We start from the raw sequence: 24,050 nt of genomic DNA, 5'->3' as shown, positions 1-24,050 counted from the left end.
TGGCCGATCGGGGCGTAGCGGCAATACTGTCGCCCCCTCCGTCCGATCAGCCGTAGATGATGAAGTCGAAACTGCTCCTCGCTCTGCTCGCCTGCACCCTGCTTGTCGCCTGTGATCGGGTCGACCCGAACTCGCCGCTGGGCAAGCGTCAGACCCTCTTCAAGGACATGCTCAAGACCAGCGAAGACCTCGGCGGCATGCTGCGCGGGCGTCTGGTGTTCAACGCCGAGCGCTTCAGTCAGGGTGCGGCGCATCTGGACGATATCTCGCGTCAGCCCTGGCAGCATTTTCCCCAGGTGCGCGAGAGCGGCGATGACAGCCAGGCGCGTGATGAAGTTTGGCAGCGCCAGGAGCGTTTCCAGCAACTGGCCCGCGAGCTGGAAGCGGCGACCGGCGCGCTGCACGTTGCTGCACAGGCCAAGCCGCTGCAGGCCCAGGCGCTGGCCGAGCCGGTGGCCAAGGTCGAGGCGGCCTGCAAGGCCTGCCACGAAGAGTTCCGCATCTACTAGAAGCCTTCTACCCCGGCGGCGTGCAACTGTGCGCGCAGTTGCACCACTTCCGGGGCGCGAAAGAACGCCGCTAGTTGCGCTGCGCGACTGGCACCCACTCCGGCATAGGCATCCCAGGCCCTGGCATCGCGTGCCGCCAGGCTGTCCCAGTCACCCTCCAGTGGCGCCGAGCCGTTTGGCGGCAAGCCGAGGGCGCGCAGCCACTGGCTGAATGAGCGCTGCCGGGCGAGGTCGAAGCTGGCCCGGAGCTTGGCAGCGCTGCGTGGTCCCAGTCCCGGTCTGCTCGCCAGTTCGGTCTCGCTCAGCGGCAACCAGTCGAGCAGCCCCTGCAGTTGCAGTTTCTCCCAGGTGCCGGCACCGACGCCGGGTAGGGCCAGGCCCTGCTTGCTGCTCAGCCATTGCTGGCGTGCGGCGAACTGGCTGGCGCAGCCGGCGCTCGGTCGCCAGCAGCTCAGGGCGTGGTAGGCGGCGGGATCGGGCACCGTCAGCTTGTCACGAACCTGGGTGCGCCAGGTTACGCCCTCCAGGCGCGGGATGGTCAGCCCGGCCAGGGCAATGTTCACCTGATCGCCGGGGCGTACATCCAGTTCGCGCCAGCGCTGCAGCGAGCCGAGACTGACCCGCTGCACCTGGCGCCCATCCAGTTCGACCGGCTGTAGCTGCAGCAGCGGGGTGATGCGACCGCTGCGGCCGATCTTGAAGTGCACGGCGCGGACCTGTGCCAGGGCCTGGCGCACTGGATACTTCCAGGCCACCGCCCAGCTGGGCGTCTCGGCGACCCAGGCGCTGCCGGGCGGGCGTCTGCCCTGACGCAGTACCACGCCGTCGCTGGCGAAGGGCAGCGGGCTGCGGTACCACTGCTCGCGCCACTGGCGCACCTGGTTCGGATGGCGCAGTGGCAGCGTCAGTCGGGCGCTGTCGCCGAAGCCCAGACGCTTTAGGTCGGCCAGGCGCTCGTCCATGGCGTCCGGGCCATTGGGCCAGTCCCAGACGAACAGGCCGATCTGCGCCGCCGTTGCGGCATCCAGCGTGCTGCGGGCGAGGGCGCCGGCCACCTTGTTACGGGCGTTGCGGCCGCCATCGCGCCGTTGCACATGGCCGGGCAGGCGCCAGTACAGCTCGCCCTGCAGGATCAGCTCGGCGCTGTCGGCCAGTTGTTGTGGGATCGCTCCGATCAAGTGCGCCTGTGCGCTCCAGTCCTGGCCTGTGCGACCGTCGCCGCGACTGATGAACTGCTGCAAACGACCTGCGCGATAGACCAGGGTGACGGCTACGCCGTCGACCTTGGGTTGCACCCACAGATCGTCACGCGGCTGCATCCAGGCGCGCACCGCGGTTTCATCGGGTAGCTTGCTCAGGCCGGTCTGGGGGATCGGATGCGCGACTGGGCCGCCGGCACCGCGCAATGGCTCTGGCGCTGTTGGCGGGTGAGCGGGAAAACAGGTCTGCCACTCGCCGAGGCGGGCACGGCTCTGGTCGTAGAGTTCATCGTCGACCAGGGGCTGGCCGGCGACATGGTAGGCGTGGTCCCACTCGGCCAGCTGTCGCTCGAGCGCGCCGATCTCCTGGGCGGCTCGCGCGATGGGCCAGTCGGGGCATGGGTTGGCGGACAGGGCGCAGGCATAGGCCAGCGCACAGAATGCGATGCAGGTTCGCATGGGGAGCATCCTTGCTCGGGGTGTGGTGTTTGCAGGCTAGTCAGTACCTCGCAGCTTGCTCTAGGATCGCTGCGCTTTTGCGAACTTCGTCCACAAGGAGAGTGATATGGCTACGTTGGGTTTGTTGGTTCTCGTCTGCGGCTGGATCTGGTCGGTGGCCAGGGGTATTCAGGTATCCCTGCTTTGCGTGGTGCTCAACTTCATTTTTCCACCGTTGGCACAGGGCTTTTTCTCGCTCTACGAGCCGACAATCCGCAGCCCGTTTGTGACCATGCTTGCCGGAGCCGCGCTGATGTATTTCGCTGGCGCACTGCGCTTCGCTGACAGCGGTATAGGTTTTTCTTTCAGCCTCTGACGCGCCAACAAAAAGCCCCGCACTAGGCGGGGCTTTTCCGTTCCTGCAGAGCCTTACAGGCCGGCGGCTGCGCGCAGCGCCTCGACCTTGTCGGTCTTCTCCCAGGTGAAGGTGCTGAAGGTGTCGTTGCCGACGGTCTTCTGCTGCGGGGTGCGGCCGAAGTGGCCGTAGGCCGCGGTTTCGCGGTACATCGGGTGGAGCAGGTCGAGCATCTTGGTGATGGCGTACGGACGCAGGTCGAACACTTCGCGCACCAGCTGGATGATCTTGCTTTCGGCGATCTTGTGGGTGCCGAAGGTGTTGATCGAGATCGAAGTCGGCTGGGCCACGCCGATGGCGTAGGAGACCTGGATCTCGCAGCGATCGGCCAGGCCGGCGGCGACGATGTTCTTGGCCACGTAGCGACCGGCGTAGGCAGCCGAACGGTCGACCTTGGACGGGTCCTTGCCGGAGAAGGCGCCGCCGCCGTGGCGGGCCATGCCGCCGTAGGAGTCGACGATGATCTTGCGCCCGGTCAGGCCGCAGTCACCCACCGGGCCGCCGATGACGAAGTTGCCAGTCGGGTTGATGTGGAACTGGGTGTCCTTGTGCAGCAGTTCGGCCGGCAGGGCGTGCTTGATGATCAGCTCCATCACGCCTTCGCGCAGGTCGCTCAGCGACACTTCCGGGTTGTGCTGGGTCGACAGCACCACGGCGTCGATGCCGACCACCTTGCCATTCTCGTACTGGCAGGTGACCTGGGACTTGGCGTCCGGACGCAGCCAGGTCAGCAGACCGGACTTGCGCGCCTCGGCCTGGCGCTCGACCAGGGCGTGGGAGAAGCGGATCGGTGCCGGCATCAGCACGTCGGTTTCGTTGCTGGCGTAGCCGAACATCAGGCCCTGGTCACCGGCACCCTGGTCTTCCGGCTTGGCGCGGTCGACCCCCTGATTGATGTCCGGGGACTGCTTGCCGATGATGTTCATCACGCCGCAGGTGGCGCCGTCGAAGCCGACGTCGGAGCTGGTGTAGCCGATGTCGCAGATCACGTCGCGGACGATCTGCTCGAGGTCGACCCAGGCGCTGGTGGTGACTTCGCCGGCGACGATGGCGACGCCGGTCTTGACCAGGGTCTCCACGGCCACGCGGGCGTGCTTGTCCTGCTCGATGATGGCGTCGAGGACGGCATCGGAAATCTGGTCGGCGATCTTGTCCGGATGTCCTTCGGAGACGGACTCGGAAGTAAACAGGGAATATTCGCTCATCTATCGGTTCCTTTCTTACCGGTGGGTGAGGGCGCTTTGCCAATCCGGCTTGGCGAAGTGCCGTACCTGAATCTGAAAGCCATTCTTGAGGCCAATGTAGAGGCTCTCGCCGGGCGTGAGCCCCGCGGCATCGGCCCAGCGGGCCAGGTCTTCCTGTTCGAAGCCAAGCCAGAGGTCGCCGCAGGCCGTCCGGGCCCAACTCTGGTCGTGGCTGCACAACTCGGTGATCAGCAGGCTGCCGCCGGGGTTCACCAGGCGCGCCAGTTGTTGCAGTGCCTCGGCCGGGGCGGCGAAATGGTGCAGGACCATATTCACCACCACGCAGTCGGCCGCGTCGATTTCGTCATGCAGGGCGTCGGCGAGTTGCAGCTCGACATTGCCCAACTGTTCTTGCTCGCAGCGCTGGCGCGCCAGTTCCAGCATCGCCTCGCTGTTGTCCAGGGCCCGCACGCGCTGGAAGCGCCGCGCCAGCTCCGGCAGGAAGCCGCCGTCGCCAGGGCCGACTTCCAGTGCCGTGGCGCCGGCGGCGAAGCCTAGGGCGTCGAGCAGGGCCAGCACGCTGTCGCGGTACTGCGGCAGGCCGGCGATCAGGTCCTGCTGGGCCTGGAACTTGTCCGCCGCCTTGGCGAAGAAGTCGCGGCTGGCGGCGGCGCGCTGGGCATGCACGGCGTGCACGCGGGCCTGTACTTCGTCCGGCAGCTGCAGCGCATCCACTTCACTCAACAGTGCTGCATGCAGGGTGCCGCCGAGTAGCTCGCCCTGGGGCAGGGCGCGACGGTAGAAGACTGCGTTGCCTTCGCGCCGGGTGGCCACCAGGCCAGCCTGGGCCAGGACCTTGAGGTGGTGGCTCATGCCCGACTGGCCGATGGCGAAGATCTGCGCCAGCTCCAGCACGCCGAAGGAGTCGTTGCTCAGGGCGCGCAGCACGTTCAGGCGCAACGGGTCGCCGCCGGCCTTGCACAGGGCGGCGAGCTCATCGGCTGGCTCGAAACGGAGCTGGGGTGCGCGCACATTCATAGTGGCGGCAGTCTAGTCGCTCACTTTTCATCCAGCAACAGCAATATCAAAAAGTTTTGATATTGCTTTTCAGGAGTTCCAGGAAGGCTGCTGGTGCCGGGCTCAGCTGGCTGTCACGGCGCCAGAGCAGGTGCAGGTCGCGCTCGATCTGCAAGTCGACCACGTCCAGGCACACCAGGCGACCGTCGGCCAGCTCCTCTTCGACCACCAGTTGCGACAGCCAGGCGATGCCACGCCCGCCGGCGATCAGGCGTTTGAGCGGCTCGGTGCCGCCGCCGACCATCGCCGCACGTGCCTCCAGCCCCAGCTCGCGGTAGGCCTGTTCGATGCTGACGCGGGCGCCGGAGCCGGGTTCGCGCATATACAGCTCGTGCTTCTGCAGGTCGACGGCGTGCAGCTGGCGACGCCCGGCCAGCGGGTGGGCCGGGCCGGTCAGCGGCAGCAAGCGGTCGCGGGCCAGCAGGTGGTGGGCGTAGTCGGCAGCGGGAAAGGGGCCTTCGACGAAGCCCAGGCTGATGCTGCCGTCGTCCAGCTGCCGGGTGACTTCGTGGGTGTTGCTGACCTGCAGGCTGATGAATATCTGTGGATGTTCGGCGCGGAAGCGATTGAGCAGTGGCGGCAGCAGGTAGGCGCCCAGGGTGGCGCTGGCGCCAAGGTACAGCTCGCCCTGGTCGAGGTTGGCGTAGTCGCGCAGGTCGCGCTCGGCGGCCTGTTCCAGAGCGAATATGCGCTCGGCGAACTGCTGCAGGCGTTGGCCGCCCTCGGTGGGCTTGACCCCGCGTGGGTGGCGGTCGAACAGGAGCAGGCCGAGGCTGGCTTCCAGCTCGCGGATTTCGCGGGTCACCGCCGGCTGGCTGATATGCAGGCGCTGGGCGCCGGCGCTGATGCTGCCGGCCTGGGCGACGGCGAGGAAGACCTTGAGGTGATGAAGGTTCATGGCGTTCTTGCATAAATAGAAAGCATGCAAAGCATGCTGAATATGTATTTTTAATATGGCAAGCGCTTGCCTAGCCTTGGCATCTCGTTTTCTGCCATCGGAACCGTCATGCCGCGCCCCTTCACTCGCCTGCCCGAACCCTGGGCCTTTGTCCGTCACTTCACGCCCAACTGGTTCGCCATGACCATGGGCACCGGCGTGCTTGCCCTGGTCATCGCCCGCCTGCCCTGGGCGTTGCTGGGGCAGCTGGCTCTGGCCGAGGCGCTCTGGCTGTTCGGCGTGCTGCTGTTCGCCCTGTTCGGCTTGCTGTTCCTGGCGCGCGTGCTGGTGTTCCGCGACACCGTCTGGCCGATGCTGCTGCACCCGGTGCAGTCGATGTTTCTCGGCGCCATCCCGATGGGCCTGGCCATGCTGATCGGCGGGCTGGTGCAGTTCGGCCCGGCGCGTTGGGGCGAGGCTGTGTACGCGCTGGCCCATGTGCTGTGGTGGCTGGATGCGGGGCTGGCGCTGGGTAGTGCGCTGCTGGTGCCCTACCTGATGTTCACCCGGCAGAGCCACGCGCTGGAGAAGATGACGGCCGTGTGGCTGCTGCCGATCGTCGCGCCCGAGGTGGCGGCCGGTGCGGCTGGCGGTCTGGCGCCACACCTGGACCCGGCCTCGGCGCGACTGATGCTGACGGTCGGCTTCGTCCTCTGGGGCATGTCGCTGTCCCTGGCCTTCTCGCTGATCACTCTGGTGTTGCTGCGCCTGGCCCTGCACAAACTACCGGACACCGACTTCGCCGCCACCAGCTGGCTGCCGCTGGGGCCGCTGGCCACCGGCTGCCTGGGGTTGCTGACCATGGGCCAGGATGCTCCGGCCGCCTTCGCCGGCACGCCGCTGGCCGGTGCTGCCGAAGTGGCTAGTGGCATCGGTCTGGTTGGCGGCCTGGCTCTGTGGGGTGCGGGGCTGTGGTGGCTGGTCACGGCGATCTTCTTCACTCGTCACTACATTCGCGACAACATGCCGTTCAATCTCGGCTGGTGGGGCTTCACCTTCCCCCTGGGGGTGTTCACCCTGGCCACGTTCGAGCTGGAACGCCTGACCGAGCTGCGCTTCTTCGCCCTGGTCGGGCTGGTGCTGAGCGTGCAGCTGGCGGCGGTCTGGCTGCTGGTGCTGCAGCGCACGTTGCTCGGTGTCTGGCATGGCGAGCTGTTCGAGGCGCCCTGTTTGAGCGGGCCGAGCGCGCCGGCGCATGGGGTGTTCGCGGCGGATTGACGGGGTGCCACCCGATAATCGAGGTCATCCCGATGGCTCTTTTCGGCTGCTTGGGCGGGCGTTCGACCATCTGTCATTGCCCCCGCGGCGCCTGCTGGGCGAAAATGCGCGCCTTTCCGTGATCAGTACCCGCAGGAGATTCAGCGATGCCCAGCCGTCGTGAGCGTGCCAACGCCATTCGTGCCCTCAGCATGGATGCCGTGCAGAAAGCCAACAGCGGCCACCCCGGCGCCCCCATGGGCATGGCGGACATCGCCGAAGTGCTGTGGCGTGACTACCTCAAGCACAACCCGCTGAACCCGAACTGGGCCGACCGCGACCGCTTCGTGCTGTCCAACGGCCACGGCTCGATGCTGATCTACTCGCTGCTGCACCTGACCGGCTACGACCTGGGCATCGACGACCTCAAGCAGTTCCGCCAGCTGCACAGCCGCACCCCGGGTCACCCGGAGTACGGCTACACCCCGGGCGTGGAGACCACTACCGGCCCGCTGGGCCAGGGCATCGCCAACGCCGTCGGCTTCGCCATCGCCGAGAAGGTGCTGGGCGCGCAGTTCAACCGCGACGGCCACACCGTCGTCGACCACTTCACCTACGCCTTCCTCGGCGATGGCTGCATGATGGAAGGCATCAGCCATGAGGTCTGCTCGCTGGCCGGCACCCTGGGCCTGGGCAAGCTGATCGCCTTCTACGACGACAACGGCATCTCCATCGATGGCGAAGTCCACGGCTGGTTCACCGACGACACCCCGGCGCGCTTCGAGGCCTACGGCTGGCAGGTGATCCGGAATGTCGACGGCCACGACGCCGAAGAAATCAAGATCGCCATCGAGACTGCGCGCAAATCCAGCGACCGTCCGACCCTGATCTGCTGCAAGACCATCATCGGCTTCGGTTCGCCGAACAAGCAGGGCAAGGAAGAGTGCCACGGTGCCGCGCTGGGCAATGACGAAATTGCCCTGACCCGCGCTGCCCTGGGCTGGAACCACGGCCCGTTCGAAATCCCGGCCGACATCTACGCCGAGTGGGATGCCAAGGAAGCCGGCGCCGCCCGCGAAGCCGACTGGGACCTGCGTTTCGCCGCCTACGCTGCCGCCCATCCGGAGCTGGCTGCCGAACTCAAGCGCCGCCTGGCCGGTGAGCTGCCGGCCGACTTCGCCGAGAAGTCCGCTGCTTATGTCGCCGAAGTCGCCGCCAAGGGTGAGACCATCGCCAGCCGCAAGGCCAGCCAGAATGCGCTGAATGCCTTCGGTCCGCTGCTCCCGGAGTTCCTCGGCGGCTCCGCCGACCTGGCCGGCTCCAACCTGACCCTGTGGAAAGGCTGCAAGGGTGTCGAGGCCGCTGACGCATCCGGCAACTACCTGTTCTACGGTGTGCGCGAGTTCGGCATGAGCGCGATCATGAACGGCATCGCCCTGCACGGCGGTTTCATCCCGTACGGTGCGACCTTCCTGATCTTCATGGAGTACGCGCGCAACGCCGTGCGCATGGCTTCGCTGATGAAGCAGCGCGTGCTGTTCGTGTTCACCCACGACTCCATCGGCCTCGGCGAAGACGGCCCGACGCACCAGCCGATCGAGCAGCTGGCCAGCCTGCGCGGCACGCCGAACCTGGATACCTGGCGCCCGGCCGACGCGGTGGAATCCGCCGTGGCCTGGAAGTACGCCATCGAGCGTGCCGACGGCCCGTCCGCGCTGATCTTCAGCCGCCAGAACCTGCCGCACCAGGCGCGTGATGCCCAGCAACTGGCCGACGTGGCCCGTGGCGGCTATGTGCTGAAGGACTGCGCCGGCGAGCCGGAGCTGATCCTGATCGCCACCGGTTCGGAAGTCGGTCTGGCCGTGCAGGCCTTCGACAAGCTGAGCGAGCAGGGCCGCAAGGTGCGTGTCGTCTCCATGCCGTCGACCAGCGTGTTCGACCAGCAGGATGCCGCCTACAAGCAGGCCGTGCTGCCGTTGCAGGTGGGCGCGCGTATTGCCATCGAGGCCGCGCATGTGGACTTCTGGTACAAGTACGTGGGCCTGGAAGGCCGCATCATCGGCATGACCACCTTCGGTGAGTCTGCTCCGGCGCCGGCGCTGTTCGAGGAGTTCGGCTTCACCGTCGACAATATCCTGGAAACTGCTGCCGAGCTGCTGGACGCGTAAAGCCTTCTCCCCTCGGGAGAAGGTGCCCCGCAAGGGCCGGATGAGGGAGTCGTCCCTCACCCCCAGCCCCTCTCCCGACGGGAGAGGGGAGACCGAATCGAGACCGCCATGCCCAACGCCCGCCCCTATAAAGTCGCCCTCAACGGCTACGGTCGTATCGGCCGCTGCGTGCTGCGCGCCTTGCACGAGCGTGGCGCCGCGGCTGGCTTCGAGATCGTCGCGCTGAACGACCTGGCCGACCAGGCCAGCATCGAATACCTGACCCGCTTCGACTCCACCCACGGCCGCTTTCCCGGCGAGGTGAAGGTCGATGGCGACTGCCTGCATATCAACGGCGACTGCGTGAAGGTGCTGCGCCAGAGCGAGCCCGAAGCCATCGACTGGGCTGGCCTGGGCATCGACCTGTTGCTGGAGTGTTCCGGCCAGTACACCAGCCGTGCCGACGGCGAGCGTTTTCTGGCGGCCGGCGCGCCGCGCGTGCTGTTCTCCCAGCCGATGGCTGGCGAGGCGGATATCGACGCCACGGTGGTCTTCGGCGTCAACCAGCAGCGCCTGACCGGCGCGGAGAAGCTGGTGTCCAACGCTTCCTGCACCACCAACTGCGCGGTGCCGCTGCTCAAGCTGCTGAACGAGGCGGTGGGCATCGAGTACGTGTCGATCACCACCATCCACTCGGCGATGAACGACCAGCCGGTGATCGACGCCTATCACCACGAAGACCTGCGCCGCACGCGCTCGGCCTTCCAGTCGGTGATTCCGGTATCCACCGGCCTGGCCCGCGGTATCGAGCGCCTGTTGCCGGAGCTGGGCGGGCGGGTGCAGGCCAAGGCCATCCGCGTGCCGACTGTGAACGTGTCCTGCCTGGATATCACCCTGCAGGTGGCGCGCGATACCTCGGCCGCAGAGATCAATACGCTGCTGCGCCAGGCCGCCGAAGCCGGTCCGCTCAAGGGTTTGCTGGCCTACACCGAGCTGCCCCACGCCAGCTGCGATTTCAACCACGACGCCCATTCGGCCATCGTCGACGGCAGCCAGACTAGGGTCTCCGGCCCGCGCCTGGTCAACCTGCTGGCCTGGTTCGACAACGAATGGGGCTTCGCCAACCGCATGCTCGACGTCGCGGAACACTTCCTCGCCGTCGCCAACTCATCCAACTAACCAGCCCCCGTGAAGGACTGACCATGACCGTTCTGAAGATGACCGACCTCGACCTCGCCGGTAAGCGCGTGCTGATCCGCGAAGACCTCAACGTGCCGGTGAAGGACGGCGTGGTGAAGAGCGACGCGCGCATCCTCGCCTCCCTGCCGACCATCAAGCTGGCGCTGGAGAAGGGTGCTGCGGTAATGGTCTGCTCGCACCTGGGCCGCCCGACCGAAGGCGAGTTCAGCGAAGAGAACAGCCTGGCCCCGGTCGCTGCCTACCTGAGCAAGGCTCTGGGCCGGGAAGTGCCGCTGGTCAAGGATTACCTGGGTGGTGTCGAGGTCAAGGCCGGCGACATCGTGCTGTTCGAGAACGTGCGCTTCAACAAGGGTGAGAAGAAGAACGCCGACGAGCTGGCCCAGCAGTACGCCGCCCTGTGCGACGTGTTCGTGATGGACGCCTTCGGCACAGCCCACCGCGCCGAGGGTTCGACCCATGGCGTGGCCAAGTTTGCCAAGGTCGCCGCCGCCGGCCCGCTGCTGGCCGCCGAGCTGGACGCCCTGGGCAAGGCCCTGGGCAACCCGGTGCGACCGATGGCCGCCATCGTCGCCGGCTCCAAGGTCTCCACCAAACTGGACGTACTGAACAGCCTGAGCCAGATCTGCGACCAGCTGATCGTCGGCGGCGGCATCGCCAACACCTTCCTCGCTGCGGCCGGGCACAAGGTCGGCAAGTCCTTGTACGAGGCCGACCTGGTCGACACCGCCAAGGCCATCGCGGCCAAGGTCAGTGTGCCGCTGCCGGTGGACGTGGTGGTGGCCAAGGAGTTCGCCGAAACCGCCGAAGCGACCGTCAAGCTGATCGCCGATGTTGCCGACGACGACATGATCCTCGACATCGGCCCGCAGACCGCCGCGCAGTTTGCCGAGTTGCTGAAGTCGTCGAAGACCATTCTGTGGAACGGCCCGGTCGGCGTGTTCGAGTTCGACCAGTTCGGCAACGGTACCAAGGTGCTGGCCCAGGCCATCGCCGAGAGCCCGGCCTTCTCCATCGCCGGTGGTGGCGACACCCTGGCGGCGATCGACAAGTACGGCGTGAACGAGCAGATCAGCTACATCTCCACCGGTGGCGGCGCCTTCCTCGAGTTCGTCGAGGGCAAGGTGCTGCCGGCCGTGGAAGTGCTGGAGGCCCGCGCCAAGGCCTGATGCAGCGCGCTGCCGGTCTTGCCCTGCTAGGGTGAAAGACGAGTCCCGGTTCTGCCCCGGTTAAACCCTGGGCTGATCGGGTTGTCCGATTCCTCGTGCAAGGAGTAAGACCATGGCCAGGTGGATGCTGCTGGGCGTTATCGGTGTGCTGTTGGCGGCTTGTGCAAGCGATGCCCGCGAAAAGACCTGCAGGGTGTTCAGCCCTGCGCAGATTGAGACGCCGAGCAGTCAAGGCGCGGAGCGTATGGGCGAGCAGGGTGGCAGTGGCGCCAATGGCGGCATGCCCAGCCAGCGTTGTGACTGAGGAAAACGGATGAGCGGCACGCGTTTTATGAGCGTACTCACCGCCAGTTTGTTGCTGTCGGCCTGTGCCGAGCAGCCGGTGGTGAGCGATCAGTGGATAAGCTGGGTTTGCGACAATCACACCGAAGTGTTGTGGCGCCCGGCAGGTGAAGATGCGATCGACCTGCGTCTGGGTGGCAGCGACATCGCCCACCGCCTAAAGCGTCAGCCGGCGGCCTCGGGGGAGCTGTACAGCGACCCGATCCTGGCCTTCCACACCAAGGGCGAGGAAGGGCTGGTGTACCGGATCGGCAGCGAGCAGGTCGTCGGGCGCAACTGCAAGGCGCGCTGAGCGGCGAGGATTTTGCAACACCGCGTGGCCAACTGGCCGCGCGCACCGGAAGCGGGCGAAGCCGTACCTTCCGGATCACTTGAACCAGGCCTGCCCGTGGGGCAGGCTGCACGATTAACGATCCTTTTTCCGGGAGACAGGAACACATGGCACTGATCAGCATGCGTCAGATGCTGGACCACGCCGCCGAATTCGGCTACGGCGTACCGGCTTTCAACGTCAACAACCTCGAGCAGATGCGCGCCATCATGGAAGCGGCGGACAAGACCGATTCCCCGGTGATCGTCCAGGCTTCGGCCGGCGCCCGCAAATACGCCGGTGCGCCTTTCCTGCGCCACCTGATCCTCGCCGCCATCGAAGAGTTCCCGCACATCCCGGTGTGCATGCACCAGGATCACGGCACCAGCCCGGACGTGTGCCAGCGCTCGATCCAGCTGGGTTTCAGCTCGGTGATGATGGACGGCTCGCTGAAGGAAGATGGCAAGACCCCGGCCGACTACGACTACAACGTGCGCGTCACCCAGCAGACCGTGGCCTTCGCCCACGCCTGCGGCGTGTCCGTGGAAGGCGAGCTGGGCTGCCTGGGCAGCCTGGAAACCGGCATGGCCGGTGAGGAAGACGGCGTCGGCGCCGAAGGCGTGCTGGACCACAGCCAGCTGCTGACCGACCCGGAAGAGGCCGCCGACTTCGTCAAGCGCACCCAGGTCGACGCCCTGGCCATCGCCATCGGCACCAGCCACGGCGCCTACAAGTTCACCAAGCCGCCGACCGGCGACGTACTGTCGATCGAGCGCATCAAGGAAATCCACAAGCGCATCCCCAACACCCACCTGGTGATGCACGGCTCCTCCTCGGTACCGCAGGAGTGGCTGAAGGTGATCAACGAGTTCGGCGGCGACATCAAGGAAACCTACGGTGTGCCGGTCGAAGAAATCGTCGAAGGCATCAAGCACGGCGTGCGCAAGGTCAACATCGACACCGACCTGCGCCTGGCCTCCACCGGTGCCATGCGCCGCATGATGGCCGAGCACCCGAGCGAGTTCGATCCGCGCAAATTCTTCGCCAAGACCATCGTGGCCATGCGCGACATCTGCATCGCCCGCTACGAAGCCTTCGGCACCGCCGGCAACGCTTCCAAGATCAAGCCGATCAACCTGGAAGGCATGTTCCAGCGCTATGCCAGCGGCGAGCTGACTGCCAAGGTCAACTAAGCCTCCAGGCTTTGTGCGCCACCAAGAGCCCCGCGATGCGGGGCTCTTTTGTATCCGCCACACTGATTTACGAACCCCATCTTGTAGGAGCGAGCCCTGCTCCTGACGGGTCAATGCTGGAGTGCATGCATGAAATCAGTCATCGCCACGTTTTGCGCCGCCCTGTTGCTGAGCGCTTGCGCGCAACAGCCGATCGCTACTGTGCCCGTTGCCGGCTCTCCAACTGCCGTAGATGCAATCGGTGATCCGCAGCAATGCGCCAGCCAGGCCGAGTGCACCACCAAAACCTCGCGCACCCTGTTGTTCGTCTTCGACTACGCCGCCGCAGGCGGCACTATGGTGCAGCGTCGGGAGCGGCTTCTGTTCACTCCCAGCGAGGCGGCTCCCAGCGACTGGCCGGCGATCCAGATCCGCCTGGCGGAGCCGCGCGACAGTCGCTTCGAGTTCGCTGCCGAGTGCCGGGTTGCCAACTGCCGTTATGACGCCGCACAGCTGTTGCGGGTCTATCGCAGCTATCTGGCTGACCAGCCCTGTTCGCTGCTGCTCGATGGCGCGATCGGGGCCTGCGGCGAAGTCAGCAGCGCCCCGTTGCGGCCCTAGTCGGCCAAGCAGTGTGGCTCGCCAGGAGCGAGCAACTGCTCCGCACCTGCGGTGGCGCTGAGCAGCACCTGCTGGCAATAGCCCCCCTCGACGCTGTACTCGCTGACCAGGTCGGGCTTGCCGTCGCGGTCCAGGTCACCGGCCCAGAGCAACTGCCAGGAACCGCTGGCCGGGTCGGCGCCGGGCAGCATCTGGCTGCGTTTCCCGACACTCAGGCGCAGGCTGTAGTTGCCCAGAGCGTCGCCCTTACATTCCAGTCGATAGTCGCCGGCCTGCAGCAGCGTCTGCACGAAGGCCTTGGGTTCATGGGCGTCGTTGTAGCACGTGCTCTGTGCACCGAGTTCGAGGACGGAGGGCACGGCGCCGGGGCGTAGGCGTGCATCGATCAGATTGAGCCTGGCGTCTGCCAACGAACCGCGGATATCCGCCAGTGCGCCGAGTTCATCGACATACGACTGCAGTTGGGTCGGCTGTAACTGCCAAACACCGCTACGCTCCACCAGGGCCATGGCAGGAAGGGGCTCGCCGGAGGGCGCTTTCTCGGCCGCGGAGGTGTGCAGTGGCGGCAACAGGAGCAGCAGGAGGAGGCGCTTCATAGCAGTTCGGGCTCGCTGACGGTCAGGTGCAAGTGATGAGCGTGCAGTTTTTCGTTGGCGCTGGCTTGCTTGTTTGCCGTTGCCGCGACCTGGTCTCGGGTGTTGCTGTCCATGTACCAGGGGTCGAACAGTTGGCTGACCAGGCTGTTGCCCTGAAGTGACTCGCGGAACGAACGGAGTCCGGCGGGCTCATTTCTGTCGCGTTCGTCATTCCAGGCTTTCTCTGCGTCTACTTTGGCCTTGTCGGCATCGGTTTTCTTCTTGTCTGCCGCGTCCTTGGCTTTCTGCGCATCAACTATTTTGTCCGGTTCCTTCTGCGCCTTTTTCAGAGCGGCTGCTGCGGCCTTTTGTTCCTTGGCTGCGCTGGCTGCATCCTTTTGCGCTTGCTCATAGGTGCTGAACAGGGTCTTTTCTTCGGCACTTACCCAGTCCAGATCAGGGGCGCTCTTGCGCAGTTCTTCGCGATTGACGCGAATCTTTTTGTCGCCGGCCTCCATGTAGTTGATGTCCAGCCCCAACCCGCTTCTATGGGCGATGGAGCCCAGCATCGGGCGCCACGCCGAGCTCAGGGTCAGCTTGCTCACGCCAGCCAGCTGGGCAGCCCGGAACAGCGCTATCAGGCCCTTGGGGTGGGTGCGTGGTAAGCCATCGCTGAGCAGGGAGAAGGTGCTGATATTGCTGCTGGCATTGTTGGAGGCATCGAAGCTCATGGTGATGGACTGTGCCGCCTTGCTGGCAGTGGCGGCGAACGTAGCGGTGACCTGTGCTGTGCTCAGGCCCCGGTAGACATTCAGTACAGCGTCCTGGATAGCGCTGTCGGTACCGGCAGGGATTCGCGACTTGGCTTCGGCCTCGGTGTACTTGTGTGACACCTTCAACCACACGTCGCCGGTTAGGTCTGCGGTGTAGTAATCCACTTCCTTGCCGTCACTGCCTTTCTTGGTCTCTTTGAAAACCGGGGTTGTCTGGTCGCTATGTTTGCCGGTCTTCTCGGTGATGGTGATGTGCACGTCTCGCGTGGTCGGGGTGATGGCGTACACCGGCTCTTCGCGGAACGAGACCTGAGCGTCGCTATTCAGGTACAGCGTGACGGCGGCGTTTTCGTCGACGGTGAACGTCTTGGCCTTATTGTGGGTCAGGCGCTTTGGTTTACCACTGGTCGGGTCAGTGACCGTGCCATTCACCGCCATGGCATAGGGCAGAGAAAGGTTGGAACTGGAGGTGAACTTGAAGAGATAGGTCACCTTGCGTTTGCTGGCAACCTGTACGGTTTGCACTGCGGTGTTGCTTTGGGTGCTCAGGGCGGAAGCATTGGCGGGCTTGTTCATCATCAGCAGCACCCACAGGTATCAGCGTGGTCGTCGCAGTCCTCGTCCTCGACGTGCGACTCCCAGAACAGCTGAACACTTTCGGCCTGCGCCGTATTTACCCGCATCGTGTAGCCATCGGCATCGGTGCAGCCGCGCAGCGAGGTGCCGTCAGCCATCTGCAGGCGATAGGGCAGGTCGTACGCAGGTTGCCCGGTGGTTTCGTCGACGGCTCTGAACTGTACCGAGTAAGGTTTCTGTGTTGTCACGGCCCCTGGCGCGAGCAAGCTTGTGACGGCCTGGCCGAGTATCTGCATAGTCCCCACCGGGCTCATCGTCGCGCCGCCGCCGGAGGTGCCGAGCAACACATTGCCCGAGCCGGTGACGATGACTCCGCCGTGGGCACTGGCGCTGCCCAGATGGGCGATCGGTTTGCCGTTGACCAGGATGGTGGGGATACCGACCGCGATGGCATCGCCGCAGGCGGTTGGGTCGCCGACGCGGGCGCAGGGCAGGTTGTTGATCAGTACGTTGGGCGAACCAGCGGTCACCGGGTTGGGGCCGTGGCCTGGCAGTGGACAGGCGTCGGTGTCGGATACGCGGGCGGCGGGTTTAGCCATGGCCAATCTCCTTATCGGCGAGCGCGAAAGTGGATGACAGTGCCGCAGGCGGGCCTTGGGTGTTAGCGGTGCTCTCTGTTTATATGCGTTTGCTCACTGTTTTGCTGGCAGTTGCGCAACTAGTTGCTCAGTCCATGGCGTCCGCGGGGCGGGCTGCTGCGGTTACACTGCGCGTATGACCACACCTTTCAAATACCTCCAGGGCTACCCGGCCAACCTGCAGCAGCAGGTGATGCAGATGGTCGCGGAAAACCGTCTGGGTGATTACCTGGCTACGCGCTATCCGCAGCGCCATCAGGTGCAGAGCGACAAGGCACTGTACGGCTACACGGTCGATCTCAAGCAGCAGTACCTGCGCAGCGCGCCGGCCATCGACAAGGTGCTGTATGACAATCGCCTCGACCTGACCCATCGTGCCCTGGGCCTGCACACTGCCGTGTCGCGGGTGCAGGGCGGCAAGCTCAAGGCGAAGAAGGAGATTCGCGTGGCCAGCCTGTTTCGCGAGGCGGCGCCGGAGTTCCTCAACATGATCGTGGTGCACGAACTGGCGCACCTGAAGGAGGCCGAGCACAACAAGGCCTTCTATCAGCTGTGTCGGCACATGCTGCCGGACTATCACCAGCTGGAGTTCGACTTGCGTCTGTATCTGACCTGGCGCGAACTCCAGGGTGGCGCCTGAGTGAAAACTGAGCAGTATGGTGCAGGCCGCAGGTAGCCTGGATTGCAGCGACTATTCCCCCTGTTATCCACAGAGTCATCCCCGGGCTCTGTGAGCAACTCGTTGAGGCATAAGGATATTGTTCGCCGAATGGGTAATCCGACCAGCGTCCGTAGCACCTCCGTGGGCAGGCGCTATGGTTAAGGCATAGCCTGCTAAGGAAGCTCCCCCGCGCGCTTGGCCGCGCTTTATCGCGGAGGTTCAGTCATGAGCACTGCCCCGTCCCAGCTGAGCTGTGAGCAACTGAGCAGTTTCAGCCCGATGGACTTTCTCACCCCGCATTACCGCCAGCAGCTGCAGGCCAGCCTCAACTACCTGCAGCGGCCGGCGGGTACCCTGCTGCTGCAGAAGGGCGAGCGCGTGCTGGCCCAGTACTACCTGCTGGAAGGGCAGGTCAGCGTGGATGATGGCTCCGCCAAGCAACGTGTCGAGGCTGGCTCGTCCCAGGCGCATCTACCGCTGAATCCGGGGCCGGTCAATCCGAGTACGGTAAGGGCGCTCAGTGATGTGCGCCTGTTCGCCGTCGAGCATCAGCTGCTGGAGCGCCTGCTTGGCTGGAGTCAGGAGGCCGCCTACCAGGTCAGCAGCCTCGGTGATGGCGTAATGGTCGAGGAACATGACGAGGACGACTGGCTGGCACGCCTGCTCAGCACACCACTGTTCGGCCGTTTGCCGCCGTCGCACCTGCATGCCCTGCTGGCGCGTTTCGAGTACGTCGCGGTGGCGGCCGGGGAAGAGGTGGTCCGCTATGGCGAGCCAGGCGAGCACTTCTATGTGCTCAAGAGCGGCCGTGCCAGGATCAGCCTGCCGTCGGCCTATCGCGAACAACCGGCCCTGGTGCTGGAGCGGGGTGACTTCTTCGGCGAGGAGGCGCTGGTCAGTGGCGCTGTGCGTTCGGCCAGCGTGGTCATGCTGGAGGCGGGCGAGCTGGCGCGCCTGCACCGCGAGCACTTTGTCGAGCTGGTGCGACCAGCGTTGATCCCGCGCCTCGACCATCAGGGCCTGCAGCAGCTGGAACAGGGGCGGCGCCGCCATCTGCTGCTGGATGTGCGTCTGGCCGCCGAATATCGCCTTGGCCATCTGCCGGAGAGCATCAATATGCCGGTGGCCAATCTGCGCACTCATGCCGATAGCCTGGACAGGGCGATCTGCTATGTGGTGACGCCGGAGGGAGGCATTCGCAGCGAGCTGGCCGTGCATCTGCTTAACCAGATGGGTTTCGATGCCTACCTGCTGGGCGAGGCGACGGCGGTGGCCTGATAGCACCGCCTTAGGCAGATACGCGCAGACTGCGCTAGCCTGCGAGTGACTTCTCGAACGAGGCTATCTGAGCATGCGCAGTGTGCTGGTCGTGCTGTTCTGGCTTTGCCTCGGCGCCGTGGCGCAGGCTCGCGAGTTGCGGGTGGTGGGCACCTTTTTCCCTCGGGTCTACGAGCAGACCGAGGATGGCCAGTTCAGCGGCCTGGGGCCTGCGGTGCTGCGTGAGCTGGCGGGCTCCCTGGAGAGTGAGCTGCATTTCGAACTACACCCTTGGGCGCGTGCCCAGCGTATGGTGGAGCTTGGCTCGGCGGACATTCTGGTCGGGCCCTACCTTACGGCCGAACGCGAACAACGCTTTGCCTTTGCCGCCGAGCCGTTCTACCAGGACCGTATCCTCTTCTATGCCCGTCGCGACGCAGGCTCCACCTGGAGCGGTGATTACCATGACTTGAACGGCCGGCGCATCGCCGTGGTGCGCGGCTGGGTCTATGGCCGCCAGTTCGAGGAGGTACGGGCGCAACTGCAGCCGATCATGGTGGAGAGCGTGGAAAACGGCCTGCGCATGCTGATGGCCGGGCGTATCGAACTGCTGGCCAGCAACCAGCGCAATACCGCGCCGCATCTAACGGCCATGGCTCTGTACGATGAGGTGCGCGAGCTGACACCGCTGATCGATGTGCAGCGCGGTTATTTTGCTTTTCCTCGTGATGCCCTTCACCTCGAGCTGCGGCGGCGTTTCGACGAGGCCTTCAGGCAGATGGTCGAGTCCGGCGAGTTGGCGCGCCTGGCCGCGCCGCTGGAGGTCAGCGTGCCCTAGCCGCAGGGCCGGCGGCGGGGCTTATTCCACCTGCAGCACCTGCCAGCGCGTTTGCGCGACCTGTACCCAGTCGCCGGGCCCTTGGCCCTGCAGTTGTTGGCCGAGCGGTGAGTGCGGGCTGATCAGCACGACTTCGCCTTGAGCGTCCTGCAACTTGAGGCCTGCTCCGTCCGGGCCCAGCAACAGGCGCTGCCGGCGACCTTTCTCGTCTGCCAGGCACACCAGAGCACCGAGCTGTATGCCCGCCGCGTCGTCGTAGGGGCGCAGTTGCAGGCTACGCCAGGCGGCCAGCGCGCGGCGGATCTCCGCGACCCGGCGCGACTGCCCGGCAGCCAGGTACGAGGCTTCCAGGCCGCGGGTGTCGTACTTGTTTTCCGCCTTGCTTTCTTCGTGGGTGGCAGCCTGGTGCGCGGCTTCCGCGGCGGCGATCAGGCTGTTCAGGTCGGCCGCGAGGTGCTGGCAGACCTGTTGCTGAAGCAGGAGTTTGCTCATGGAGGTATCGATGCGCTGCGAAAGCTGCAGGTTATCAGTCGTCCTGGCCGCCGTCGCGAACTAGACTTCAGGCAATCGCGGCAAGATGGATGGGTGGCAATGCATGGCTCTCGCTGGCGTTGGCTGGGATGCCTGTTCGCTCTGTGTCTTGTAGGCGTCTGCCGTGGCGAGACGCTGCAACTCTATACCGAGGAATATCCGCCACTGAATTTCGCCCGCGAGGGGCGTCCGACAGGTATGGCCGTCGATCTGGTGCGCGAGCTGCTGGAGCGTACCGGAGATGGCGCGCGCATCAGCCTGGTACCCTGGGCACGCGCCTACCGCGAGGCGCAAGGCGAGGCCGGCAGTGGGGTGTTTGTGACCATGCGCACTACCGAGCGCGAGTCCCTGTTCAAGTGGGTTGGGCCGGTGGCGGTCGTGATCACCAGCTTTTATGCGCTGAAAGACTCGGGTATCGCCATCGAGAGCCTGGAGCAGGCCGCCACTCTGGAGAGCATTGCCGTACCGCGTCAGTGGTACAGCTACCAGGAGTTGCGATCCCGCGGCCTGGACAACCTCTATGTGGTGAGCGGACCGCGACAGATGATGGACATGCTGCGACATCGCCGGGTGCCGGTGGTGGTGGCCGACAATGTCACGCTGGCCAACCTGCTGGCCCTCGGCGGCCTGCGGCCCGAGGATGTCGAACCGCTTCATGGCTTTCTGCGTAGCGAGGCCTATATCGCCTTTTCGCCGGCTACCGATGATCGAGTGATCGCGAAATGGCAGCAGGCGCTGGACTCGATGAAGGTCGATGGCAGCTTTGCCCTCATCTATCGGCGCTGGCTGCCGGGCCCGGAGATTCCTGCGGGGCTGCTGGATACCCCAGGGCGGCCTTGAGGTATCAGGGGCGGCGCATGCCGATATGCGGAATGTCGTCTTCCAGGTAGACCTCGGTCACCGGCAGGAAGCCATAGCGGCCGTAGTAGTTGCGCAGATGGGCCTGGGCCGAGAGGTAGATCGGCCGACCTGGCCAGCGCTCGGCGCAGGCTTGCAGGGCGCGCTCCAGCAGTTCGTGGCCGAGTCCGCTGCCGCGCGCCTCGGGCGCGATCACGACGCGGCCGATCACGGCTTCGCCGGCATGGTTCTGCGGGTCGAGCAGGCGAAGGTAGGCCATCAGCTCGTCGTCGCGCCAGCCCAGCAGGTGGCAGGTATCGCCCAGCAGATCCTGACCATCCACTTCCTGGTAGGGGCAGTTCTGCTCGACCACGAAGACGCGGGTGCGCAGGGCGAGCAGGGCGTACAGCTCTTCCTTGCTCAGTTCGCTGTGATGTTTGCAGTGCCAGTCGAGATGCATCAGGGACATTCCGTGCGGGACAAGGGCGCTACTTTAACCCGCCTGCCGTGCGGCGAGCTTGCCGAGCAGCCACTGCAGGCCGGCCAGATGCTGCTGATCGTGGCTGCACAGGTAATGCACCAGGCTGCTCAGGGTCAGCGCGCCGTAACCCTCGAAACGCGCCGTGCGTTGCAGCTGTGCGGGGCTGAGATCGGCGAGCATGGCCAAGGTCTGCTGGCGTGCCCGGCGAAAGTCCGCCAGCGCGAGCACTGCGTCTGCGCTGCTGTAACGCCGCTCACGAGCCATGGATTCGCCATCGAGGGATGGCAGCAGCGGGTTGTCCTCCGCCAGAGTGCGGTGGATGCGTGACTGATAGCCCTCCACCTCGATATCGCGCACATGGCAGATCTGTTCGAGGGCGCTGAAGGCTTCGCTGGGGATGCCTTGCCAGCTTTGCGGTTGCCAGTTTACGAACTCGGCGGGAAAGCTCGCGTGGTAGGCCTCCAGTTGGCTAGGGAAGGCGGCAAGGGCTTGCAGGGTTGTGGCGAGCATGCGCGGGTTCCAGTGCTGGCGATAGCACGATCCTGGCATGTGGACCCGCTCCGGTCGCGATACAGATCGCGAGAAAAGTGGCCCGCATCTGCTGTTGCGGCAGCATTCGGCTGGCGGTCTGGCGTCGCTACCAGGGTGCGGCCATCACGGATGGCGTACCGGTCTGCGTAAGGGGTGGTGACTGCAGGAAACTCTGGCTCGGCTCGTCGGCGTAGATGTAGCGCACGTTGGTGTGCTTCGAAAACGCGTAGGAGAAGTTGACCCCGAAAAAGCCGCTATAGCAGCGTGACAGGTGTGCGGCATCGGTGAAGCCGGCGGCGCGGATGGCGGCGGCGGTGGGCACGCCGGACAGTGACAGGACGACGAAGTCGATCAGCCGGTACCAGAGGCGATGTTTGCGCAGGGGCGCACCGACATGCTGGCTGAACAGCCGTATCAGCCCTGAGGCGGAAAGCCCGACCTCTTCGGCCAGGGCCTGTACCGAAATATTCTGCGCGGCGGTACTTCTCAGGCGTTCGACCGTGTGTCGAACCCTGGCGTCGAGGTTGGCCATAGCATCGGCCGCATGGGGGTAGATGATCGACTCTATGCGCTGCTGCGCCTCGTTCAGGCCTGGTGCATCGTCGCGCAGGCCGAGCAGGCTCCGGATCAGTCGGTCCTCGTTTTCGTGCCTGTAATAGACGCCGCGATGGACCGACACCATCTGTTTCTTGAGGGTCAGAAAGTCCGGCTTGGCGGCGTCCAGGTAACAGGACGATATGACGGCACCCTGGTTATCGATGCCGATTCGACTGCCCGCCGAGATCAGCATGCTTTTCGCGCTGATCCAGTGGCTTTCGCCGGGCATGCAGAACTTCATGGTGCCTTCCAGGCAAACGACCAAGGATGACGCGCCCGAGTGAAAGTCGCGGATACGTAGTTGCGTGCGCCCCAGATAGAGGTATCTCTTGTTGGAGACATACACCAGGGCGGGAGGTTGGTCAGAGGTCGTAGTTACAGGGTTCATATCGGTTTTTATTATTGAATATGAAGTTGTAACTTCCATGTCGTGGCCAGTGCGCATGGCCAACTACTTATCCTGATTGCACGGATTTGAGCAGGATAGGCAATTACGGATAACTGTCAATGGCTCAGGTTGCTTGGTGTTCTGTCGCTCTTTTAGGTGTCGAGCGAAAGTATGACGGACAGCGTTTTGAAAGGGGTCTTGTTTAATGTTTTGCGCTGAATTCGTTAAGCATGAATGGTTTGTTTTTTAATTTAATCAATAGGATATGGTTTTACTGCGTGAGGTGGCGGTTCTTGCTTGCGCGGACTTGGTGTGACGGAAAGTAGCAACTTGTATTGGGTGTTCTGGTAGCGCTGTAAGCTTTGTATGAATTGAGCAGAGTTGCAGATTGTTGGCGTTAAAGGCGCTTGTTAGTTTGCCTGGCCGCCGCTCGGTACAAGTTGTGCGTGAGCGAGTTCACATATGTTCTGTAAAACAATACCAATAAGGAATATGCAATGAATGCCAGGTTTTCCATTAGCAAGATCTTCCTGCTGGCTGCCTCGCTGCTGGCAAGCTCCTATGCGTTTTCGGCCAGCCCTTCCGCACCCTGTTCGAACTGTACCCGTGGGCCGAACCCCACCGTGGCCTCGCTGAAGAGCTCTTCGGGGCCGTTCAGTACCGCCAAGTTCAGCGTTTCCGGTTACCTCAAGGGGTTCGGCAACAGCACCGTGTACTACCCCACCAACACCACGGGCAAGATGGGCGCCATCGCCGTTATTCCGGGGTATCTGTCCTACGAGAGCAGCATCGAGTGGTGGGGGCCGCGCCTGGCTTCGCATGGTTTCGTGGTCATGACCATGAACACCAATACCATCTATGACCAGCCCGACAGCCGCGCCACCCAGTTGAGCAAGGCTTTGGACTACCTGATCAGCCAGAGCGGTTCGAGCTCCAGCCCGATCTACAACAAGGTGGACAGCACCCGTCTGGGCGCCATCGGCTGGTCGATGGGCGGTGGCGGCTCGCTGAAGCTGGCGACCCAGCGCTCGATCAACGCCATCATTCCGCAGGCGCCGTATTACGCAGGCCTGAGCAACTTCAACCAGATCAACACTCCGGCACTGATTCTGGCTTGCGAGTCGGATGTTGTGGCGCCAGTCGCGACGCATGCTTCGCCGTTCTACAACAAGATTCCCAATGCGACGCCCAAGGCTTTCCTGGAGATCAACAACGGCTCGCACTTCTGCGCCAACTCCGGTTACCCGGATCAGTCGCTGCTGGGCTTGTACGGTATTTCCTGGATGAAGCGTTTCATCGACTTCGACAGCCGTTACAGTCAGTTCCTCTGTGGCCCCAACCATGAGGCGGACTACAGCATTTCCGAGTACCGCGAGAACTGTAACTACTGAGGACGCGGGTTTTCGGAGTAGTGAGCATGCTGGAAAGGGAGGGCATTAATGGTGTTGCCCCT

The 24,050-nt window shown here is 64.4% G+C and carries 26 protein-coding genes; 15 read left to right on the top strand and 11 right to left on the bottom strand.

Annotated features, from left to right (window positions below):
- Window positions 1-59 precede the first annotated feature (59 nt).
- Window positions 60-509 carry a c-type cytochrome gene (locus tag AYB31_RS00915; RefSeq protein ID WP_068824904.1) on the top strand — a complete coding sequence of 150 codons (450 nt, stop codon included), beginning with the start codon at window positions 60-62 and terminating at the stop codon, window positions 507-509.
- On the opposite strand, the gene ligB is transcribed toward AYB31_RS00915, so the two are convergent.
- A complete protein-coding gene (gene ligB / locus AYB31_RS00910) occupies window positions 506-2,176 on the bottom strand; it encodes an NAD-dependent DNA ligase LigB (RefSeq protein WP_153020615.1) in 1,671 nt (556 codons plus the stop codon). The genes AYB31_RS00915 and ligB overlap by 4 nt on opposite strands.
- A 97-nt stretch (window positions 2,177-2,273) precedes the next feature.
- Between ligB and AYB31_RS00905 the strand changes: the two genes are divergently transcribed.
- Complete coding sequence (locus AYB31_RS00905; RefSeq protein WP_068824841.1) at window positions 2,274-2,522, top strand: hypothetical protein; 249 nt, start codon at window positions 2,274-2,276, stop codon at window positions 2,520-2,522.
- A 53-nt stretch (window positions 2,523-2,575) separates the two neighbouring features.
- Here AYB31_RS00905 and metK read toward each other — a convergent pair whose 3' ends face one another.
- The 3 genes from metK to AYB31_RS00890 are packed head-to-tail and all read right to left on the bottom strand — an operon-like array spanning window position 2,576 to window position 5,720.
- The gene (gene metK, locus AYB31_RS00900; RefSeq protein WP_068824839.1) at window positions 2,576-3,766 is read right to left on the bottom strand and encodes a methionine adenosyltransferase; all 1,191 of its coding nucleotides are present in this window, start codon (window positions 3,764-3,766) and stop codon (window positions 2,576-2,578) included.
- 15 nt (window positions 3,767-3,781) lie between these two features.
- On the bottom strand, window positions 3,782-4,783 hold the full coding sequence (locus tag AYB31_RS00895; protein WP_068824837.1) for an ArsR/SmtB family transcription factor: 1,002 nt from the start codon (window positions 4,781-4,783) through the stop codon (window positions 3,782-3,784).
- A 46-nt stretch (window positions 4,784-4,829) separates the two neighbouring features.
- On the bottom strand, window positions 4,830-5,720 hold the full coding sequence (locus AYB31_RS00890) for a LysR family transcriptional regulator (RefSeq protein WP_068824835.1): 891 nt from the start codon (window positions 5,718-5,720) through the stop codon (window positions 4,830-4,832).
- Between the two features lie 108 nt (window positions 5,721-5,828).
- Here AYB31_RS00890 and AYB31_RS00885 point away from each other — a divergent pair, with 108 nt between their 5' ends.
- From AYB31_RS00885 to AYB31_RS00850, 8 genes are all read left to right on the top strand, one after another.
- Window positions 5,829-6,977 carry a TDT family transporter gene (locus tag AYB31_RS00885; RefSeq protein WP_068824833.1) on the top strand — a complete coding sequence of 383 codons (1,149 nt, stop codon included), beginning with the start codon at window positions 5,829-5,831 and terminating at the stop codon, window positions 6,975-6,977.
- Between the two features lie 146 nt (window positions 6,978-7,123).
- Window positions 7,124-9,124 (top strand): transketolase, encoded by a 2,001-nt coding sequence (gene tkt / locus AYB31_RS00880; protein WP_068824831.1) that lies wholly within the window; start codon window positions 7,124-7,126, stop codon window positions 9,122-9,124.
- Between the two features lie 108 nt (window positions 9,125-9,232).
- Entirely contained in the window at window positions 9,233-10,282 is a 1,050-nt protein-coding gene (gene epd, locus AYB31_RS00875; RefSeq protein WP_068824829.1) for an erythrose-4-phosphate dehydrogenase, read from the top strand.
- A gap of 23 nt (window positions 10,283-10,305) precedes the next feature.
- Window positions 10,306-11,469 (top strand): phosphoglycerate kinase, encoded by a 1,164-nt coding sequence (locus AYB31_RS00870; RefSeq protein ID WP_068824827.1) that lies wholly within the window; start codon window positions 10,306-10,308, stop codon window positions 11,467-11,469.
- A 112-nt stretch (window positions 11,470-11,581) separates the two neighbouring features.
- Entirely contained in the window at window positions 11,582-11,773 is a 192-nt protein-coding gene (locus AYB31_RS00865; protein ID WP_068824825.1) for a hypothetical protein, read from the top strand.
- A gap of 9 nt (window positions 11,774-11,782) precedes the next feature.
- Window positions 11,783-12,103, top strand: a complete 321-nt coding sequence (locus AYB31_RS00860; protein WP_068824823.1) for an MliC family protein — start codon at window positions 11,783-11,785, stop codon at window positions 12,101-12,103.
- Window positions 12,104-12,249: 146 nt separating this feature from the next.
- Window positions 12,250-13,314: a class II fructose-bisphosphate aldolase gene (fba, locus tag AYB31_RS00855; protein WP_068824821.1), complete on the top strand. Its 1,065-nt coding sequence runs from the start codon at window positions 12,250-12,252 to the stop codon at window positions 13,312-13,314.
- A 129-nt stretch (window positions 13,315-13,443) separates the two neighbouring features.
- A complete protein-coding gene (locus tag AYB31_RS00850) occupies window positions 13,444-13,914 on the top strand; it encodes a hypothetical protein (RefSeq protein WP_068824819.1) in 471 nt (156 codons plus the stop codon).
- Here the strand turns inward: AYB31_RS00850 and AYB31_RS00845 are convergent.
- The 3 genes from AYB31_RS00845 to AYB31_RS00835 are packed head-to-tail and all read right to left on the bottom strand — an operon-like array spanning window position 13,911 to window position 16,437.
- Window positions 13,911-14,510, bottom strand: a complete 600-nt coding sequence (locus AYB31_RS00845) for a hypothetical protein (protein ID WP_068824817.1) — start codon at window positions 14,508-14,510, stop codon at window positions 13,911-13,913. The genes AYB31_RS00850 and AYB31_RS00845 overlap by 4 nt on opposite strands.
- Window positions 14,507-15,841 carry a hypothetical protein gene (locus tag AYB31_RS21790; protein ID WP_177332265.1) on the bottom strand — a complete coding sequence of 445 codons (1,335 nt, stop codon included), beginning with the start codon at window positions 15,839-15,841 and terminating at the stop codon, window positions 14,507-14,509. The genes AYB31_RS00845 and AYB31_RS21790 overlap by 4 nt, the downstream gene beginning before the upstream one ends.
- Window positions 15,841-16,437, bottom strand: coding sequence for a PAAR domain-containing protein (locus AYB31_RS00835; RefSeq protein ID WP_068824815.1), 597 nt, complete (start codon window positions 16,435-16,437; stop codon window positions 15,841-15,843). The genes AYB31_RS21790 and AYB31_RS00835 overlap by 1 nt, the downstream gene beginning before the upstream one ends.
- A 175-nt stretch (window positions 16,438-16,612) precedes the next feature.
- Here AYB31_RS00835 and AYB31_RS00830 point away from each other — a divergent pair, with 175 nt between their 5' ends.
- The 3 genes from AYB31_RS00830 (at window position 16,613) to AYB31_RS00820 (ending at window position 19,232) form a co-directional block, all read left to right on the top strand.
- On the top strand, window positions 16,613-17,116 hold the full coding sequence (locus tag AYB31_RS00830; protein WP_068824813.1) for a M48 metallopeptidase family protein: 504 nt from the start codon (window positions 16,613-16,615) through the stop codon (window positions 17,114-17,116).
- 246 nt (window positions 17,117-17,362) lie between these two features.
- Window positions 17,363-18,415 (top strand): cyclic nucleotide-binding domain-containing protein, encoded by a 1,053-nt coding sequence (locus tag AYB31_RS00825; protein ID WP_068824811.1) that lies wholly within the window; start codon window positions 17,363-17,365, stop codon window positions 18,413-18,415.
- A gap of 73 nt (window positions 18,416-18,488) precedes the next feature.
- Window positions 18,489-19,232 carry a substrate-binding periplasmic protein gene (locus tag AYB31_RS00820; RefSeq protein WP_068824809.1) on the top strand — a complete coding sequence of 248 codons (744 nt, stop codon included), beginning with the start codon at window positions 18,489-18,491 and terminating at the stop codon, window positions 19,230-19,232.
- 21 nt (window positions 19,233-19,253) lie between these two features.
- Here the strand turns inward: AYB31_RS00820 and AYB31_RS00815 are convergent, their stop codons facing one another.
- Window positions 19,254-19,724, bottom strand: a complete 471-nt coding sequence (locus AYB31_RS00815; protein ID WP_068824807.1) for a GreA/GreB family elongation factor — start codon at window positions 19,722-19,724, stop codon at window positions 19,254-19,256.
- Window positions 19,725-19,823: 99 nt separating this feature from the next.
- Between AYB31_RS00815 and AYB31_RS00810 the strand changes: the two genes are divergently transcribed.
- Window positions 19,824-20,603: a substrate-binding periplasmic protein gene (locus AYB31_RS00810; RefSeq protein ID WP_068824805.1), complete on the top strand. Its 780-nt coding sequence runs from the start codon at window positions 19,824-19,826 to the stop codon at window positions 20,601-20,603.
- Between the two features lie 4 nt (window positions 20,604-20,607).
- Here AYB31_RS00810 and AYB31_RS00805 read toward each other — a convergent pair whose 3' ends face one another.
- The 3 genes from AYB31_RS00805 to AYB31_RS00795 all read right to left on the bottom strand — a co-directional run bounded on the left by AYB31_RS00805 (window position 20,608) and on the right by AYB31_RS00795 (window position 22,450).
- Entirely contained in the window at window positions 20,608-21,060 is a 453-nt protein-coding gene (locus tag AYB31_RS00805; protein ID WP_068824803.1) for a GNAT family N-acetyltransferase, read from the bottom strand.
- A 33-nt stretch (window positions 21,061-21,093) separates the two neighbouring features.
- Window positions 21,094-21,591: a DinB family protein gene (locus AYB31_RS00800; RefSeq protein WP_068824801.1), complete on the bottom strand. Its 498-nt coding sequence runs from the start codon at window positions 21,589-21,591 to the stop codon at window positions 21,094-21,096.
- Window positions 21,592-21,718: 127 nt separating this feature from the next.
- Entirely contained in the window at window positions 21,719-22,450 is a 732-nt protein-coding gene (locus AYB31_RS00795) for a helix-turn-helix domain-containing protein (protein WP_068824799.1), read from the bottom strand.
- A 644-nt stretch (window positions 22,451-23,094) separates the two neighbouring features.
- Between AYB31_RS00795 and AYB31_RS00790 the strand changes: the two genes are divergently transcribed.
- Window positions 23,095-23,988 (top strand): alpha/beta hydrolase family protein, encoded by an 894-nt coding sequence (locus AYB31_RS00790; protein WP_068824797.1) that lies wholly within the window; start codon window positions 23,095-23,097, stop codon window positions 23,986-23,988.
- Window positions 23,989-24,050 lie beyond the last annotated feature (62 nt).

This window comes from Pseudomonas sp. BMS12, assembly GCF_001592875.1.
Taxonomy (GTDB): Bacteria; Pseudomonadota; Gammaproteobacteria; order Pseudomonadales; family Pseudomonadaceae; genus Aquipseudomonas.
Note: the sequence above shows the minus strand (reverse complement) of the source record. Positions and strands in the feature narration are given on the sequence as shown.

Excerpts from the sequence above, each read along its gene's own strand:
- AYB31_RS00915 (WP_068824904.1), top strand. The coding sequence starts at position 60 with ATGAAGTCGAAACTGCTCCTCGCTCTGCTCGCCTGCACCCTGCTTGTC.
- ligB (WP_153020615.1), bottom strand. The coding sequence starts at position 2,176 with ATGCTCCCCATGCGAACCTGCATCGCATTCTGTGCGCTGGCCTATGCC.
- AYB31_RS00905 (WP_068824841.1), top strand. The coding sequence starts at position 2,274 with ATGGCTACGTTGGGTTTGTTGGTTCTCGTCTGCGGCTGGATCTGGTCG.
- metK (WP_068824839.1), bottom strand. The coding sequence starts at position 3,766 with ATGAGCGAATATTCCCTGTTTACTTCCGAGTCCGTCTCCGAAGGACAT.
- AYB31_RS00895 (WP_068824837.1), bottom strand. The coding sequence starts at position 4,783 with ATGAATGTGCGCGCACCCCAGCTCCGTTTCGAGCCAGCCGATGAGCTC.
- AYB31_RS00890 (WP_068824835.1), bottom strand. The coding sequence starts at position 5,720 with ATGAACCTTCATCACCTCAAGGTCTTCCTCGCCGTCGCCCAGGCCGGC.
- AYB31_RS00885 (WP_068824833.1), top strand. The coding sequence starts at position 5,829 with ATGCCGCGCCCCTTCACTCGCCTGCCCGAACCCTGGGCCTTTGTCCGT.
- tkt (WP_068824831.1), top strand. The coding sequence starts at position 7,124 with ATGCCCAGCCGTCGTGAGCGTGCCAACGCCATTCGTGCCCTCAGCATG.
- epd (WP_068824829.1), top strand. The coding sequence starts at position 9,233 with ATGCCCAACGCCCGCCCCTATAAAGTCGCCCTCAACGGCTACGGTCGT.
- AYB31_RS00870 (WP_068824827.1), top strand. The coding sequence starts at position 10,306 with ATGACCGTTCTGAAGATGACCGACCTCGACCTCGCCGGTAAGCGCGTG.
- AYB31_RS00865 (WP_068824825.1), top strand. The coding sequence starts at position 11,582 with ATGGCCAGGTGGATGCTGCTGGGCGTTATCGGTGTGCTGTTGGCGGCT.
- AYB31_RS00860 (WP_068824823.1), top strand. The coding sequence starts at position 11,783 with ATGAGCGGCACGCGTTTTATGAGCGTACTCACCGCCAGTTTGTTGCTG.
- fba (WP_068824821.1), top strand. The coding sequence starts at position 12,250 with ATGGCACTGATCAGCATGCGTCAGATGCTGGACCACGCCGCCGAATTC.
- AYB31_RS00850 (WP_068824819.1), top strand. The coding sequence starts at position 13,444 with ATGAAATCAGTCATCGCCACGTTTTGCGCCGCCCTGTTGCTGAGCGCT.
- AYB31_RS00845 (WP_068824817.1), bottom strand. The coding sequence starts at position 14,510 with ATGAAGCGCCTCCTCCTGCTGCTCCTGTTGCCGCCACTGCACACCTCC.
- AYB31_RS21790 (WP_177332265.1), bottom strand. The coding sequence starts at position 15,841 with ATGATGAACAAGCCCGCCAATGCTTCCGCCCTGAGCACCCAAAGCAAC.
- AYB31_RS00835 (WP_068824815.1), bottom strand. The coding sequence starts at position 16,437 with ATGGCTAAACCCGCCGCCCGCGTATCCGACACCGACGCCTGTCCACTG.
- AYB31_RS00830 (WP_068824813.1), top strand. The coding sequence starts at position 16,613 with ATGACCACACCTTTCAAATACCTCCAGGGCTACCCGGCCAACCTGCAG.
- AYB31_RS00825 (WP_068824811.1), top strand. The coding sequence starts at position 17,363 with ATGAGCACTGCCCCGTCCCAGCTGAGCTGTGAGCAACTGAGCAGTTTC.
- AYB31_RS00820 (WP_068824809.1), top strand. The coding sequence starts at position 18,489 with ATGCGCAGTGTGCTGGTCGTGCTGTTCTGGCTTTGCCTCGGCGCCGTG.
- AYB31_RS00815 (WP_068824807.1), bottom strand. The coding sequence starts at position 19,724 with ATGAGCAAACTCCTGCTTCAGCAACAGGTCTGCCAGCACCTCGCGGCC.
- AYB31_RS00810 (WP_068824805.1), top strand. The coding sequence starts at position 19,824 with ATGCATGGCTCTCGCTGGCGTTGGCTGGGATGCCTGTTCGCTCTGTGT.
- AYB31_RS00805 (WP_068824803.1), bottom strand. The coding sequence starts at position 21,060 with ATGCATCTCGACTGGCACTGCAAACATCACAGCGAACTGAGCAAGGAA.
- AYB31_RS00800 (WP_068824801.1), bottom strand. The coding sequence starts at position 21,591 with ATGCTCGCCACAACCCTGCAAGCCCTTGCCGCCTTCCCTAGCCAACTG.
- AYB31_RS00795 (WP_068824799.1), bottom strand. The coding sequence starts at position 22,450 with ATGAAGTTCTGCATGCCCGGCGAAAGCCACTGGATCAGCGCGAAAAGC.
- AYB31_RS00790 (WP_068824797.1), top strand. The coding sequence starts at position 23,095 with ATGAATGCCAGGTTTTCCATTAGCAAGATCTTCCTGCTGGCTGCCTCG.